The 14,343-nt window shown below is 73.3% G+C and carries 14 protein-coding genes and 2 pseudogenes; 11 read left to right on the top strand and 5 right to left on the bottom strand.

All coding sequences use genetic code 11. The annotated features are described in order from the left end of the window. Positions 1–56: 56 nt before the first annotated feature. The gene (locus ACE1OC_RS19605) at positions 57–518 is read right to left on the bottom strand and encodes a histidine phosphatase family protein (RefSeq protein ID WP_407838090.1); all 462 of its coding nucleotides are present in this window, start codon (positions 516–518) and stop codon (positions 57–59) included. Positions 519–639: 121 nt separating this feature from the next. On the opposite strand from ACE1OC_RS19605, the gene ACE1OC_RS19600 reads away from it, so the two are divergent. The 5 genes and pseudogenes from ACE1OC_RS19600 (at position 640) to ACE1OC_RS19580 (ending at position 5,197) form a co-directional block, all read left to right on the top strand. Beyond that, positions 640–1,926, top strand: a complete 1,287-nt coding sequence (locus tag ACE1OC_RS19600; protein WP_407838089.1) for a phytase — start codon at positions 640–642, stop codon at positions 1,924–1,926. Positions 1,927–2,164: 238 nt separating this feature from the next. Then, on the top strand, positions 2,165–2,383 hold the full coding sequence (locus ACE1OC_RS19595) for a CbtB domain-containing protein (protein WP_250750126.1): 219 nt from the start codon (positions 2,165–2,167) through the stop codon (positions 2,381–2,383). Positions 2,384–2,413: 30 nt separating this feature from the next. Further along, on the top strand, positions 2,414–3,166 hold the full coding sequence (locus ACE1OC_RS19590) for a CbtA family protein (RefSeq protein WP_407838088.1): 753 nt from the start codon (positions 2,414–2,416) through the stop codon (positions 3,164–3,166). A 40-nt stretch (positions 3,167–3,206) separates the two neighbouring features. Then, the gene (locus ACE1OC_RS19585; RefSeq protein WP_407838087.1) at positions 3,207–3,551 is read left to right on the top strand and encodes a hypothetical protein; all 345 of its coding nucleotides are present in this window, start codon (positions 3,207–3,209) and stop codon (positions 3,549–3,551) included. A 105-nt stretch (positions 3,552–3,656) separates the two neighbouring features. Next, positions 3,657–5,197: pseudogene (locus tag ACE1OC_RS19580) on the top strand (alpha/beta hydrolase). Here ACE1OC_RS19580 and ACE1OC_RS19575 read toward each other — a convergent pair. Continuing rightward, positions 5,151–5,789 carry a TetR/AcrR family transcriptional regulator gene (locus tag ACE1OC_RS19575; RefSeq protein WP_407838086.1) on the bottom strand — a complete coding sequence of 213 codons (639 nt, stop codon included), beginning with the start codon at positions 5,787–5,789 and terminating at the stop codon, positions 5,151–5,153. The pseudogene ACE1OC_RS19580 and the gene ACE1OC_RS19575 sit on opposite strands and share 47 nt — an antisense overlap. Positions 5,790–5,921: 132 nt before the next feature. On the opposite strand from ACE1OC_RS19575, the gene ACE1OC_RS19570 reads away from it, so the two are divergent. Beyond that, positions 5,922–6,878 carry an alpha/beta fold hydrolase gene (locus ACE1OC_RS19570; protein WP_407838085.1) on the top strand — a complete coding sequence of 319 codons (957 nt, stop codon included), beginning with the start codon at positions 5,922–5,924 and terminating at the stop codon, positions 6,876–6,878. Positions 6,879–6,898: 20 nt separating this feature from the next. Here the strand turns inward: ACE1OC_RS19570 and ACE1OC_RS19565 are convergent, their stop codons facing one another. After that, complete coding sequence (locus tag ACE1OC_RS19565) at positions 6,899–7,885, bottom strand: GlxA family transcriptional regulator (RefSeq protein WP_407841618.1); 987 nt, start codon at positions 7,883–7,885, stop codon at positions 6,899–6,901. A gap of 162 nt (positions 7,886–8,047) precedes the next feature. Between ACE1OC_RS19565 and ACE1OC_RS19560 the strand changes: the two genes are divergently transcribed. Together ACE1OC_RS19560 and ACE1OC_RS19555 are read left to right on the top strand one after the other, a co-directional pair. After that, positions 8,048–8,674, top strand: a complete 627-nt coding sequence (locus ACE1OC_RS19560; protein WP_407838084.1) for a TetR/AcrR family transcriptional regulator — start codon at positions 8,048–8,050, stop codon at positions 8,672–8,674. Positions 8,675–8,738: 64 nt separating this feature from the next. Beyond that, entirely contained in the window at positions 8,739–9,134 is a 396-nt protein-coding gene (locus ACE1OC_RS19555; RefSeq protein ID WP_407838083.1) for a hypothetical protein, read from the top strand. A gap of 6 nt (positions 9,135–9,140) precedes the next feature. On the opposite strand, the gene ACE1OC_RS19550 is transcribed toward ACE1OC_RS19555, so the two are convergent. Then, positions 9,141–9,974 (bottom strand): alpha/beta fold hydrolase, encoded by an 834-nt coding sequence (locus tag ACE1OC_RS19550; RefSeq protein ID WP_407838082.1) that lies wholly within the window; start codon positions 9,972–9,974, stop codon positions 9,141–9,143. 185 nt (positions 9,975–10,159) lie between these two features. Here ACE1OC_RS19550 and ACE1OC_RS19545 point away from each other — a divergent pair, with 185 nt between their 5' ends. Next, positions 10,160–11,020 carry a helix-turn-helix transcriptional regulator gene (locus tag ACE1OC_RS19545; RefSeq protein WP_407838081.1) on the top strand — a complete coding sequence of 287 codons (861 nt, stop codon included), beginning with the start codon at positions 10,160–10,162 and terminating at the stop codon, positions 11,018–11,020. 32 nt (positions 11,021–11,052) lie between these two features. Here the strand turns inward: ACE1OC_RS19545 and ACE1OC_RS19540 are convergent, their stop codons facing one another. Then, the gene (locus tag ACE1OC_RS19540) at positions 11,053–11,628 is read right to left on the bottom strand and encodes a hypothetical protein (RefSeq protein WP_407838080.1); all 576 of its coding nucleotides are present in this window, start codon (positions 11,626–11,628) and stop codon (positions 11,053–11,055) included. 429 nt (positions 11,629–12,057) lie between these two features. Between ACE1OC_RS19540 and ACE1OC_RS19535 the strand changes: the two are divergent. Together ACE1OC_RS19535 and ACE1OC_RS19530 are read left to right on the top strand one after the other, a co-directional pair. Further along, a pseudogene (locus tag ACE1OC_RS19535) lies at positions 12,058–13,295 on the top strand (NAD(P)/FAD-dependent oxidoreductase). Positions 13,296–13,353: 58 nt separating this feature from the next. Continuing rightward, on the top strand, positions 13,354–14,301 hold the full coding sequence (locus tag ACE1OC_RS19530) for a sigma-70 family RNA polymerase sigma factor (protein ID WP_407841617.1): 948 nt from the start codon (positions 13,354–13,356) through the stop codon (positions 14,299–14,301). The last annotated feature ends 42 nt before the right edge of the window (positions 14,302–14,343 follow it).

Genomic DNA, 14,343 nt, shown 5'->3' with positions numbered 1-14,343 from the left:
GCACCCACGGTAGTTCGGCCCGGACCGCGTCGCGGGGTCCGGGCCGTTCCGCGTCCTCATCGCGGTGGCTCGGACTGCCCCACGAGCAGGTTCCAGCGCCCGGAGCGGCCCGTCAGCGTCGTCGCCGACCCCGGCCGTACGTCGAGCCGCCAGAAGGCCGCCGCCGGCAGCTCCAGGGCCCACACCACGGCCGCCCGTACGACGCCCTGCCCGGCCACCACCGCCCGGTGCGTCCCCGGCTCCAGCGCGCCCAGGTGCGCGCCGACCCGCGCGATCAGCGCCTCCACCGACTCTCCGCCGCCCGGGGGCGCGTACGCGGTGTCGGTCATCCACCGCCGCAGCCCCTCGGGGTCCTCCGCGGCCACGTCGTCCATGGCCCGCCCGGCCCAGGCGCCGTGATCCTGCCCGCGCAGCCCTTCGTGGCCGGGGCACGGGTCCGCGGACGGGAAGCGGTGGAGGCGCCCGGCCTCGTCCAGAGGCGGAACCACGAGACGGACTCGTACGGTGGTGGGGTGCACCGTCCGATGGTGCCGGGGTTTCGCACCGCGTTCAACCATCGGCCACCTGCCGGGTGCGGACATGACAATCACCCCGGCGAGCGTCTTCCCCTCAGGGCAAAACCCTTGCAAAGGAAGAACATTGACCATACGTTCGGCCGCCCGCGCCTCCGTACTCGTGCTCTGCACGGCACTTGCGGCATCCGTCGCGCTCCCGGCACAAGCCTCCTCGATCGGCAGCATCCGGCCCCAGGCCGAGACCGCGCCGCTGTACGACGACGAGGCCGGCGGCGACGCCAACGCGGATGACCCGTCGATCTGGCGCAACGCCGCCGACCCGGGCCGCAGCCTGGTGATCGCGACCGCCAAGCAGGGCGGCCTGCGGGTCTACGACCTGGAGGCCCGGCAGGTGCAGTCGCTGCCCGCCCCGGCCGGACCGGGTGCCGACGACGCACCCGGCCGCTTCAACAACGTCGACCTGGTCAACGGCCTGCGCCTGGGCGGCGGGCGCGCCGACGTCGCGGTGGTCAGCGACCGGGGCAACGACCGCCTGCGGATCTACCGGATCGACCGGAACCGGCCCGGCGGCCCGCTCACCGACGTCACCGACCCGGCGGCGCGCCCGGTCTTCTCCGCCGACCAGGCCGAGATCAACGAGCAGAAGACCGCGTACGGCCTGGCCACCTGGACGGACCGCAAGACCGGCCGGTCCTACGCGGTGGTCAGCCAGCGCAACCGCACCCGGATCGCCCTGCTGGAGCTGGTCGCCACCCCCGCCGGCACGGTCGACTACCGCCAGGTCCGCACGCTCGACCTGCCGTCCTCCTTCCGCCTGCCGAACGGCGCCGCCTGGACGCCCTGCGCCGAGCCGGGCGAGCTGCCGCAGGTCGAGGGCATGGTCGTCGATCCCGCGGACGGCACCCTGTACGCGGGGCAGGAGGACGTCGGGATCTGGCGCATCGACGCGGGCCTCACCGGCACGCCGAAGCTGATCGACAAGGTGCGCGAGTACGGAGTGCCCGGCACCTACGACGAGGAGACCGAGGAGTGCACGCCCGGCGCCGACCCCGGCTACGGCGGCAAGCGCCTGAAGGCCGACGTGGAGGGCCTGACCCTGGTCACCGAAGCCGACGGCGACGGCTACCTGCTCGCCTCCAGCCAGGGTGACGACACCTTCGTCGCCTACGACCGCGAGCGCGAGGACCGCAACGAGTTCGAGGGCGCCTTCCGCATCACCGCGGCCTCCGCCGCCCTCGACGGCTCCGAGGTCTGCGACGGCGCCGCCGCCCTCAACGCCCCCCTCGGCACGCGCTACCCCCGCGGCCTGCTCGTCGTCCAGGACGGCCGGGAAACCCCCGGCGACGGCGACCGCGAGGCGACCGGCTTCAAGTTCGTCGACCTGGGTCAGGTGCTCGACGCCATCGACTGATGCCATCGGTCGGCGGGACGACGGGTGAGACGGAGCCCTCCTGCAAGGACGCTGTAAGGCCGCGATAAAGAGCGGTACCGTAGCGGACGACAAGACGACGGTATGACGGAAGTCCGGTTGAGAATCCGGCACGGTCGCGCCACTGTGAATCCTCCCGGAGGGGGAGGAAAGTCAGACCCGCCACCGTCGTCGAAAGCACCACTGACCGGGACGCGTGTTCCCTCTGGAGGCTCCTGCCATGGCCAACTCCGCCGTGCCCACGACTGCCGCCCCCCTGGCCGTCGCACCCATCTCCCTCACCGCTCTGGCCCCTTGGGCGCTGTTCGCCGGCGTCCTGATGCTGGTCCTGCTCTACCTCGTCGGCGCCGAGCAGGGCGCCACCGCGATCTTCGAAGGCGACACCGTGCACGAGTGGATGCACGACGGCCGCCACCTCCTCGGCTTCCCCTGCCACTGATCCACCGATCCGCAAGGGACCGAAAACTCCATGAACCCCATTTCCCCCCGCGTGCTCCTCATCAGGGGCATGCTCGCCGGCATGCTCGCCGGAGTCGCAGCCTTCCTCGTCGCGTACTTCCTCGGTGAATCCCAGGTCGACGCGGCGATCGCCATCGAGGAAGCCGGAGCCCACGACCACCACGGCGGCGAGGTCGCCCCGGTCAGCCGGGCCCTCCAGGCCACGGCCGGACTGGGCACCGGAACCCTCCTCTACGGGATCGCGCTCGGCGGCATCGCCGCGCTCGTCTACTGCTACGCCCTGGGCCGGATCGGCCGCTTCGGCCCCCGGGCCACGGCGCTGCTGGTCTCCGGCGGTCTGTTCGTCACCGTCACCCTGGTGCCGTTCTTCAAGTACCCCGCCAACCCGCCGGCCGTCGGAGACCCCGAGACCACGGTGCAGCGGACCACCCTCTACGTCCTGATGCTCGCGCTCGGCCTGCTGCTCGCGGCGGCCGCGCTGATCCTGGGCCGGCGCCTCGCGCCGAGCCTGGGCAACTGGAACGCCTCGGTCGCCGCCTCGCTCGCCTTCGTGGTGGCCGTCGGCATCGCCTACGCGTTCCTGCCCGGCGTCAACGAGGTGCCGGCGGACTTCCCGGCGGCGCTCGTCTGGCAGTTCCGACTCGCCTCGCTCGCCATCCAGGCCGCGATGTGGGGCACTTTCGGCCTGGCTTTCGGATTTCTTGCCGAACGGGCCCTTGTCCCCGCCGGAACTCCCAAGGAGGCTGTACAGCCTGCGAGTTGACGTCTTGCGTGCAAGTGACTGAAAGGCTGGTGACGGCGCGGTGACGACGGCGATCCGAGAGCTCGGGGACCACCGAAGACCCAAAGGCCGCCGGGAGGGGCCGCGCCGCCCGTACCTTCCGCACCTGCCGAACCGGCAGCAGTGGCGGGACGTGCGGGAGTGGCGGGGCTGGACGGGCGCCGCCCCGTTCTGGCTCAACGCGGTGATCCTGCTGCTGACCCACTTCACCGCCGTCACCCTGCTCGCGCAGATCGGCATCATCGCGGGCCTGACCGCCATCGGCGGCCTGGCCCGCCACCTCTGGTCGGGTGACTACGGCCATGCGGCCATCCACTCCGCCGCCGTGCTGATGGGCGCGGCGGCGGTGACGGTCGTGGTGGTCTGAGGAGGGGCCGGCCGGTGACGAGGGGCTGACCGGGGGGCTAGCCCCCCGAACGACCTTCCCGGCTACCGGATGTGGCGGCCGAGGATGCTCAACCATCCTCGTTCCATGACCACTTACCGCAGCAAGACCGCAATCGTCGCCCTCTGCGCCACGGCCGTGGCGGCCACGCTGACCGGTACCGCCGGCGCCGCGGCCGCCGGCTCCGCAACCGCCGGCGCCAGCGTTGCCACCGCCGCCACCCGGGGCACCGCGCCCACCCTGGCCTGGACGGCGTGCACCCACACGGGCCACCTCGACGGCCAGCAGTGCGCGAAGCTGTCCGTCCCCCTCGACTACGCCGACCCGGCCGGCCCGCACGTCGACCTCGCCGTGTCCCGGCTGCCCAGCACCCGTCCCGCCGCCCGGCGCGGGACGCTGGCCGTGGTCCCCGGCGGGCCGGGCGGCTCGGGCGTGCAGCGGCTCTCGCAGAAGGGGGCCGCGCTGGCGGGGCAGCTGGACGGCACGTACGACCTCGTCGCGCTCGACCGCGCGGAGTCGGCGGCAGCGTCACCGCCGCATGCGGCCTGGACGCGGCCGACCGGCGCCTGACGACCCTGCGCTCCTGGCCCGGCGCCGACGGGGGGATCGCGGAGAACGTCGACCGCTCCCGCCGGGTGGCCGAGGCCTGCGCCGCGAACGGCGGCGCGGAGCTGCGCAGTTTCACCACCGCCAACCAGGCGCGCGACATGGACCGCTTCCGGGAGGCCCTCGGCGAGCGGAAGCTCTCGGTCTGGGCCGTCTCCTACGGGACCTACGTGACGGCGGTGTACGCGCAGAAGTTCCCGCACCGCACCGACCGCCTGGTGCTGGACAGCAGCGGGGACCCCGACCCGACGCGGGTCGCGCGCGGCTGGCTCGCGAACATGGCGCAGGGCGCCGACGACCGCTTCCCCGACTTCGCGGCCTGGGCGGCGGACCCGGCGCGGGCGGGGGAGGGGCTGCGGCTCGCGGAACACCCGGACGAGGTAAGGCCGTTGTTCCTGGACCTCGCTGCGGAGCTGGACCGGTCCCCCAAGCCCTCGAACGTACCCGGCCTGCCGCTGACGGGCACGATGCTGCGCCAGGCCCTGCAGACCGCCCTCTACGGCGACGCCCAGTTCCCCGCCTTCGCCCGCCTCGTCCGCGAGGCCCGGGACCCCAAGGCGGTCCCCGAGCTGCCCAAGGAGCTCGCCGCGGTGCTCCCCGACTCGGACGCGTCGCTGATGGTGGGGGTCATTTGCAACGACGTGGCCTGGCCCAAGGACGTCTCCGGGTACGAGCGGGCGGTGGCCGCGGACCGCGCGGCGCACCCCCTGACGGCCGGGATGCCGGCGAACGTCACCCCGTGCGCCTTCTGGAAGGACGCCCCCGCCGAACGCCCCACCCGGATCACCGACCGGGGTCCCTCGAACATCCTGATGGTCCAGAACCTCCGCGACCCGGCGACCCCGTACGCCGCCTCCCTGAAGATGCGCGAAGCCCTCGGCTCGCGCGCCCGGCTGCTCACCGTCGACCACGGCGGCCACGGGGTCTACCTCGGCAACGGCAACGCCTGCTCCGACCGCACGGTCACCGCGTACCTCACGACGGGGGAGCGTCCCGCGCAGGACTCGGTGTGCCCGTCCTGAAGATCCGGTCCAGGTGGTGGCGCAGCACCGCGACGGCCGACTCGGGGCCCCGCTGGCCGACCAGGATGCTGGTGCCCATGGTCGCCGCCATGGCGAGCAGGCTGATCGCCTCCGTGCGCGCGTCGACGTCCGGGTCGGCCACGCCGGATTCCTGGGCCCGGGCGATCAGCCCGGCCACCGCGTTCTCTGCGGCGTCGGGGTTGTCGATGAAGGGCTGGGCGGCGAGGGCCTCGTCGGTCACGGACAGGATCGAGTAGGAGCTGTAGAGGAGGTGGAAGGTGCGGCCCTCCTCGTCGGTCGGCAGGGAGGCCAGCAGCAGTGCCTCGATCGTCGCGCGCGGGCCGGGGGCGGGGCCGGCGGCGGCGAGTCGGGCGCCGACCCGGGCGGTGAAGCGGTCGGTCAGGTGCTGGAGCCCGTAGAAGAGCAGCTTCTCCTTGGTCTGGAAGTAGTACTGGACCAGGCGCAGGGAGACCCCGGCCTCGGCCGCCACGTCGCGCATGCCGACCGCGTGCAGCCCGCGGCGTCCGGCGACGCGGATGAGCGCCTCGGCGATCTGGGTGCGCCGTTCCTCGTGGTCCACGCGTTTCGGCATGTTCTGGTGTCTCCGCCCGTCGGTGCCCGTGGGTGACGATCCCGCGGCTCGTTTTCATGGTACCGCCGTATCAACATCATGGTACGGTCGTATCACGAAGAATGGATCCCCGGTCCTCCAGGAGGTGCCCCCGTGCCCGAGACCCCTACGCCTGAGAGCGTGCCCCGCGTGCGCCGCGATGTCGGCCGCTACGTCAACGACACCCTGCGCGACCGCTACTTCGCCGCCGCCGACGTGCTCTTCGCGATGGGGGCGCCGCTCCGCTCCGAGACGGACGTCGAGACCAGCTTCGGCACCACGCACGTCTACCGGTACGGGCCCGCGGACCCCGCAGCCGAGTCCCGTACGCCGATCGTCCTGATCCACGGCGCGGCCTACTCCTCCGCCATGTGGTTCCCCAACACCCCCGGGCTCAGCCTCGACCGCCCGGTCTACGCCCTCGACACCCCCGGCGACGCGGGCCGCAGCATCCACCGCGAGCCCATGTGGCAGCCCGAGCGGGCCGCCCAGTGGATGGACGAGGCCCTCGACGCGCTCGGCCTCGACAAGGTCCACGTCGTCGGCTCCTCCTACGGCGGCTGGCTCGTCCTCAACCAGGCCCACCGGCGCCCCGAGCGGCTGGCCTCGGTCACCGCCCTCGACCCCGGCGGCCTGGAGAAGGTGGGCCTGCGCTTCTTCGTCTGGATCTTCATCAGCCTGTTCGCCACCTTCGCGCCCAAGGCCCTGCGCCCCCGGCTCGCCAAGTGGCTGGACCAGCCGGTCCTCGCCATCCCCGAGATGCGCAAGTGGATCCAGCTCGGCGCCCGCGCGTACCGGATCCGCCGCCCCGCACCCCTGCCGCTGGCCGAGGACGCGCTGCGGTCCATCCGGACCCCGCTCTACGTGATCCTGGGCAAGCACAGCCTGCTCCTGCACCCCAAGCGGCAGCTGGAGCGCGTACCGAGGTTGGTGCAGGGCGCCCGCGCCGAGATCATCTCTGCGACCGGGCACGGCCCGCAGATCGATCACCCGGACGTGGTCAACGCCCGGATGCTCAGCTTCATGGAGGACGTCGACTCCCTCGACCCGGCCGCGCACAGGGCCGCGTAGCAGGGTCCGGGCAGGCCCGCTCAGCCGGTGCGGAAGCGGAGCCGGTACTCCGTCGGCGTGGTGTCGAGTGTGCGGCGGAACGCCCGTACGAGGGTGTCGGCGGTGCCGAACCCGCAGGCGGAGGCGATCCGTTCGAGCGTGGCGTCGGTGGCTTCCAGCTGGCTCCGCGCCAGCTCCACACGGGCCGACTCGACGTAGGCGGCCGGGGTCATGCCCAGCTCGGACTTGAAGATCCGGGCCAACTGCCGCTCGCTGACGTGCGCGTACGCGGCGATGTCGGCCAGGCTGAGCCGGTCGCCGAGGTGCCGCCCGATGAAGTGCCGCAGGTCCTCGCCGCGCCGTGTCGCCGAGACGGGCTCCAGGGGGACGCTGAACTGGCTCTGTCCGCTCGGCCGCTTCAGGTACATCACGAGCTGCCGGGCCACGCGCAGGGCGACGACCTCGCCGAAGTCCTCGGCCACCAGGGCGAGCGAGAGGTCCAGGCAGGCGCTGATCCCGGCGCCGGTCCACACCTCGCCCTCCCGGATGAAGATCGGGTCGGCGTCCACCTCGACCTCCGGGTGGTCGGTGGCGAGCTGCTGCGCGGTGGACCAGTGGGTGGTGGCCCGCTTGCCGTCGAGCAGCCCGGCCGCGGCCAGCAGATGGGCCCCCACGCAGACGGACGCGACGCGGCGCGAGCGCGCGGCGAGGGTCCGCACCCGGTCGACGACCTCCGGGTCGGTGAGGGCGCGGACCCGGCGCTCGGCGTCCAGCTCGACCGCGCCGGGCACCAGGAGCGTGTCGATGCTCCGTCCGGCGGCCTCGTCGAAGGTCAGGTCGGGCAGGATCCGCACCCCGGCCGAGGTGGTGACGGGCTCGAGCGTCCGCGCGGCCAGGGCGACCCGGTAGCCGGCCGCGTCCTGCGTCTCCCGCGGCACCAGGGAGAACACCTCCGGCGGTCCGGTGACGTCCAGCAGGTCGACGCCCTCGAAGAGCACGATCACGATCAGCCGGGCGACGGGCCCCAGGGGCGCGCGATCCGCGGAATCGAGGTCCATCCGGTGTCCATGGGTCTCCATGACGTCTCCGTGGGTGCTTCTCGGCAGGCGCTCACGAGCGGGTGTGTGCAACGCTAACACCGATCGTAAGCGATGCTTACGCATGATGTTAGCGCTGCTACCATCGACGTCATGTCAACGGCCCGAGAGCGCATTCTGGAAGCCACCGCGGAGCTGCTCGCCACCAAGGACGCGGCGGCGATCTCCACCCGGGCCATCTGCGACCGGGCCAAGGTCGGCATGCCCGAGATCTACCGCCAGTTCGGCGACAAGGAGGGGCTGCTCACCGCGGTGGCCGACATCGGCTTCGAGCGCTTCCTCGCCAACAAGAGGCGCAATCCGCAGACCGACGACCCGGTGGCGGACCTGCGCGCGGCCTGGGACAGCCACGTCGCGTTCGCCCTCGGCAACCCCCACCTCTACCGGCTGATGTTCACGCCGTCCGGGACGGCCGAGCCGCAGGCGATCGCGGAGGCGCAGGCCCTGCTCCTGACGGCCGTCGGACGGTGCCGCGACGCCGGCCGGCTGCGGACGACCCCGGCGCTGGCCGGCCAGTCGATCCTCTCGGCGAACGTGGGCGTCTGCCTGATGGCCCTGTCCTTCCCCGAGCTGTACGGGGGCCCGGACATCTCGGTATCGGTCCGTGACGCGGTGATCGGAAAGGTCACCGGCGACGAGCGGGAGGACACCAGGATCGGCGCCGCGACCGTCCTCGCCCAGGCCCTGGTCGAGACCCTCACCGGAGCGGCGCCGGCATAGGGCCTTGTGGCCCTGCCGACGGTCGGCGATGATCTGGTCTTTCCGTCGGGCGGGGGCGTTGTCGGTGAGTGGTTGGGTCTTTCTGGTCGCGTTGGCCGCGCTGGTGGTGTTCTGCGTCTCGCTCGGGATCTACCTCCACGCGAGCCCGCTGCTGAAGCGGGGCATCCGGCACTCCGCCGTCTGCGTCAACGTGGGCCAGATCGCGGCGGGTTCGATGATCCTGCTGGAGTACACCCCGGTGGGCGCTCCCGCACGCCAGTACACCGTGGGCCCGTTCGTCTTCCCGCCGGTGCAGGTCGGGGGCCGGATGGACGTGATCTACGACCCCAAGCGCCCGCAGACGGTGACCCTGCCGGAGCGCCTGCCCCGCGGCACCCGCGGGCTGGGCATCACCAGCATCGTGTCCGGCGCCGTGCTCGCGGCCTGCGTGCTCCGGATCGTGCTCGCCGTACAGGGCTGAGCGGCGCTACGCGCGCCCCCCGCGGGTGAAGCCGTCGACCAGCTCGACGAACTCGTCCTCCTTCTCGAAGAAGGCGACGTGCCCGGCCTCGATCTCGGCGTACGAGCTGTGCGCGATCGCGGCGTGCAGCGCGCGGCTGTTCTCCACCGGGACGGTGATGTCCAGGGTGGCGCCGATGACGAGGGTCTCCGCCTCGATGAGCGGCAGCAGCGCGCGGATGTCGATGCGGGTGTCGAGGTCGACGTGGCGCAGGGTGCCGGGGGTGGGGGGCAGGTTCGGGATCAGGAGCTCGACCTGTTCGCGGCCGATCGTGTTGAGGAAGCCCCGGCTGAAGCCGGTCATGGTCACGGCCCGCCCGAAGGCGGCCGGGTCGGAGGCGCCGAGCTGCTGCCACAGGGTGAAGAGGTTGCGCAGGTACTCGTCCCCCTCGGTGTGGGCCCAGCCGGAGACCAGGATCAGCCGCCGCACGAGGTCGGGGCGCAGCGCGGCGACGGCGGCGGACACCGGCGCGCCCATGGAGAAGCCGAGCAGGTCCACCGGCCCGGTGCCCGCGTCCTCGATGACGGCGATGACCTGCGCGGCCAGCCCCTCCACGGTCAGCGGGCCCCCGTCGTCCCGGGTGCGGTCGGTGCCGGAGAGGTCGGGGGTGATCACCGTGTGGTCGGCGGTGAAACGGGGCCGGGTCTGCCCCCAGTTGACGGCGGAGCCGCTCGAGCCGGTGCCGTGCACGAGGACGAGTGCGGGGCCCGTGCCGGTGCGCTCGTAGGAGACCTCGGCGTCGGCGACCCGCACGGTGGCGCTCACGATGGCGTCGGCGGGGGCGATGAGGGTCGTGGACATGGCTGTTGCTCCTCTTGGTGATGGTGGCCGCCGGGGGCGTTTCCCCTCCGGCTCGACCAACAGTGCCGTCGGGCCCCGGGGGGCGGGAGAGACCCCGTGAACCTGGGACCGGCGATCCCTGGATGGGCGGCGGCCCCGTCCACGACGTGATCACCGCGTAGGCCGCGCCGGAGGCGTCCGGCAGGATGATCGACATGACGATCGACCGCCGTGAGCTCGCCGATTTCCTCCGCCGTTCGCGCGAGCGGGTGCGCCCGCAGGACGCGGGCCTCACCGCCGGGCCCCGACGGCGCACACCGGGGCTGCGGCGCGAGGAAGTGGCCCAGCTCGCGGGCATGTCGGCCGACTACTACATCCGGCTGGAGCAGGCCCGGGGCCCGCAGCCCTCACCGCAGATGCTGTCCGCCCTCGCCCGCGCCCTGCGCCTCGACGACGACGCGCGCGACCACCTCCACCTGCTCGCCGGGCACCGCCCGCCCGCGGCGCGGGTCGCCGGAGACCAGGTCGGCGCGGGACTGCTGCACCTGCTGGACCAGTTGCCCGGCATTCCGGCGCAGGTCCTCAGCGACCTGGGCGACGTACTGGCCCAGAACGAGATGGCCCGCACCCTCCTGGGCGGCGTGTGCACGGTGTCCGAGCACGGCCGCAACGTCGTCTGGCGCTGGTTCGCCGACCCGGCCGCGCGGGACGCGTACCCGGCGGAGGAGCACGAGCAGTACAGCCGCCTGCACGTGGCGGACCTGCGGGCGGCCGTCGGCCGGCGCTCCTCGGACCCGGCCGCCACCCGTCTGGTGGAGCGCCTGCACGGGGCCAGCGCAGAGTTCACCGCCCTGTGGGAGCTGCACGAGGTCGCCGTCCGCCGCCACAGCCGCATGCGGGTGATCCACCCGGTCGTCGGCCCCGTGGACCTCGACTGCCAGGTGCTCCTCGCCCCGGAGGGCGACCAGCGCCTCCTGCTCCTGACGCCCCCGCCCGGCACGGACTCGGCCGACCGGCTGAGCCTCCTGCGGGTCGTCGGCACGGAGCAGTTCACGCAGCCCGGCTGACGCACCGTCCGGGTGCACACGTGCCGGGGTCGTCAGGCCGCTCGGCACAGGTCCGCGGCCGTGGGCACCGTGCGGTGGGTACGGACGGTGTGCACGGCGGACGTGGCGGGCGTGGCGGGCGTGGCGGGCGCGGCGGGCGTGGCGGGCGCGGCGGGCGTGGCGGGCGCGGCGGGCGCCGTCTTCGAGCGGTGCTGCGCGAAGACGACGAGGCGCAGCACCGCGAACCGCACGACTCCGGCGAGCGCGGAGGCGGACAGGTAGACGATCTGTTCGCGCACGGCACTGGGCGAAGCCTCGAGCTGCCGCAGGACGAGCACCGCCGCGCAGGTCACCCCGTACGCGGCGGCCGCGGATCCGGCCGACTGCGCGTGCTGGCGCCAGGTCGCCCGTCCGCCGGCGCCGAAGGTGAAGCGGGCGTGCAGTTCGGTGGCGAGGAGCGTGGAGGCCGCGGTGATCAGGGCGTTGGCCAGGACCCAGGGGATCCAGGAGGCGAGGCCCGCGACGGCGAAGCTGGAGGCCACCCCCACCCCTCCGCCGCAGACCACGAAGCGGGTGAAGGCGGTCAGGGCGCCGGTCGCGGTCCGCTTCCCGCTCTGCACTGTCTCCATGATCCGACCCCTCCGATGGTGACTCCGTGAACGTGTGGGCTACGGCCGCCGGCCGCGCGCCAGCGAGGTGTGCCGTAGTGGTGCCATGATGGCACATGCGTGGCACCACTGCTAGGCATTAGTGGCGCCACCCCGTGTGCAATCGGTGGTCAGGCGAGGGCGGCGACGGTCAGGGCCAGCGCGGAGCCGGTGAAGGCCGCGGTGTGGCGGACGTTCTGCAGGACCCGGGTCCAGGACCGGCCCCGACTGCGCCGAGGCCCCGGACGACACCTTCGACTTCGGCCTCCAGGTGCTGCTGGACGGCCTGGCGGCCCGGATCCCCGGAGTCCCCGCCCGCCTGTGACCCACGTCACGTGACGTTCCTGTCAGGAATCGCGCCGCTGCTCCGCTCAAGTCACCGAGAGCCCAGCGAACCGACAGGAGCGTCACATGAAGCACCGCATCGTCGTCCTCGGTGCCGGCTACGCCGGTGCCTACGCGGCCGGGAACCTGGCCCGTCGGCTGTCCCCGGCGGACACCGAGATCACCGTGGTCAACGCCGAGCCGGACTTCGTCGAGCGGCTGCGGCTGCACGAGCTCGCGGCAGGCCGGGAGATCGGAAGCCGGAAGCTCGCCGACGTGTTCGCGGGCACGGGCATACGGCTGCACCTGGCCCGCGTCACCGCCGTCGACCCCGAGCGCCAGGTCGTCACCGTGACCGCTGCTGACGGCGCCGATGAGCTCGGCCACGAGCTCGGCTACGACACCCTGCTCTACGCGCTCGGCAGCCACGGCGACGACCGCGGTGTCCCCGGCGTGGCCGACCACGCCTTCGACGTCTCCGCCCGGCCCTCGGCCTGCGCCTGCGCGCGCGCCTGGACGGCCTGCCGGAAGGCGGCACCGTCGTGGTCGTCGGCGACGGGCTGACCGGCATCGAGACCGCCACCGAGATCGCCGAATCCCGGCCCGGCCTGTCGGTGACGCTGGTCGCCCGCGGCGAGCTGGGCGAACGGCTCTCCGCCGGAGCCCGCAGCCACCTGCGCCGGGCCTGCGACCGGCTGGCCATCACCGTCGTGGAACACGCCGGCGTCGAAGCCGTCGAAGCGACCCGGGTCCTGTGCGCCGACGGCACCGCCCTGCCGTCCGACGCGACGGTGTGGACGGCCGGGTTCGCGGTCGCTCCCCTCGCCGCCGCCGCCGGGCTGGAGGTCACCGCCGACGGCCGGATCCTCGTCGACCGCACCATGCGCTCGCTCTCGCACCCGAACGTCTACGCCGCCGGTGACAGCGTCCACACCCTCGGCGAGAACGGCCTGCCGCTCCCGATGTCCTGCGCCTCGGCCGGTTTCACCGCGATGCAGGCCGTGAAGGCCATCATGGGGACCCTGACCGGCAGCGGGACCGGACACGTCAAGCTGGCCTACCCGGGCAACCACATCAGCCTCGGGCGCCGGGACGGGATCCTGCAGCTGGTCGACCGCGCGGCGCAGGCGAAGCCGACGTACGCGGGCGGCCGGAAAGCCGCCCGGATCAAGGCGGGCATCCTCGGGATGTCGCTGTGGACCACCTCGCACCCGACCTTCGGCCTGCCCGTGCGCCGTCGCCGCCTGGTCCCCGCGCCGGACCGGTCCGCCGGGCACGCGGTCCCGTACGCGCCGGACGCCCCCGCCGGCACGGCAGTCGCGTAGCCGCGCCTAGGGTGACCCCGTGGACAGCACCGCACCCGACCGCTTCGGCGCCGACCGGATCGGCGCCGACCCGTTCGACACCGACCGGTTCGAGGCCTCCCGGAACCGGCTGGCCTCGCTGGCCTACCGCCTGCTGGGCTCCGCCGCCGACGCCCAAGACGCCGTGCAGGACGCCTTCTTGCACTGGCAGGCCGCCGACCGGCAGCAGATCAGGGTGCCGGAGGCCTGGCTGACCAAGGTCGTCACCCACCTGTGCCTCGACCGACTCCGCTCGGCGCAGGCCCGCCGCGAACGCACCGCCGGTGCCTGGTTCCCCGAACTTCTCCTCGACGGCGACCCGATGCTCGGCCCGGCCGACACCTTCGAGCAGCGCGAATCGGTCTCCCTGGCCGTGCTGACCGTCATGGAGCGCCTGACACCCGTCGAGCGGGCCGTCTACATCCTGCGCGAAGCGTTCTCCTACGGCCACGCCGAGATCGCCGAGATCCTCGCCATCACCGAGTCCGCGAGCCAGCAGCACCTGCACCGCGCCCGGACCCGCATCGGCGCCACGCGCCGCCGCGGCGCCGGTGAAGTCGACCCCGCCGCGGCGCGCAGGATCGTGGAAGAGTTCCTGACCGCCGCCACCTCGGGCCGCACCGAACGGCTCGTGGCCCTGCTCACCGACGACGTGATCGCCCTCTCCGACGGCAACGGCCTGGCCAGGAAGCTGCTGCGGTACGACACCCCGCGGCGGGTCGCCACCGTCCTGCGGGGCGGTTTCACCTCCACCCCCGCGAAGCAGCGGCTCGCCGGCGGTGCGCTCGCCCTCCACTACGCGGTCGTCAACGGCGCCCCCGCCGTCCTCTTCGTCCTCGGCGACCAGGTCCTGGGCGCCACGGTGTTCGAGGTCGCCGAGGGCAAGATCGCAGCCGTACGCGGCATCGCCGCCCCGGCCCGCCTCCTCCGGCTCGCCGGAGCCTGGCGGCGGCACGAACCGTACGCGGCGCTCGTCACCGACTGGTGACGAGCACCGACGGTCATCCGGGCGGCCGTCGGGGCTGGTCGG

Origin of the sequence: Streptomyces stoeckheimensis, assembly GCF_045822005.1 — a bacterium.
Lineage (GTDB): Bacteria > Actinomycetota > Actinomycetes > Streptomycetales > Streptomycetaceae > Streptomyces > Streptomyces stoeckheimensis.
Note: the sequence above shows the minus strand (reverse complement) of the source record. Positions and strands in the feature narration are given on the sequence as shown.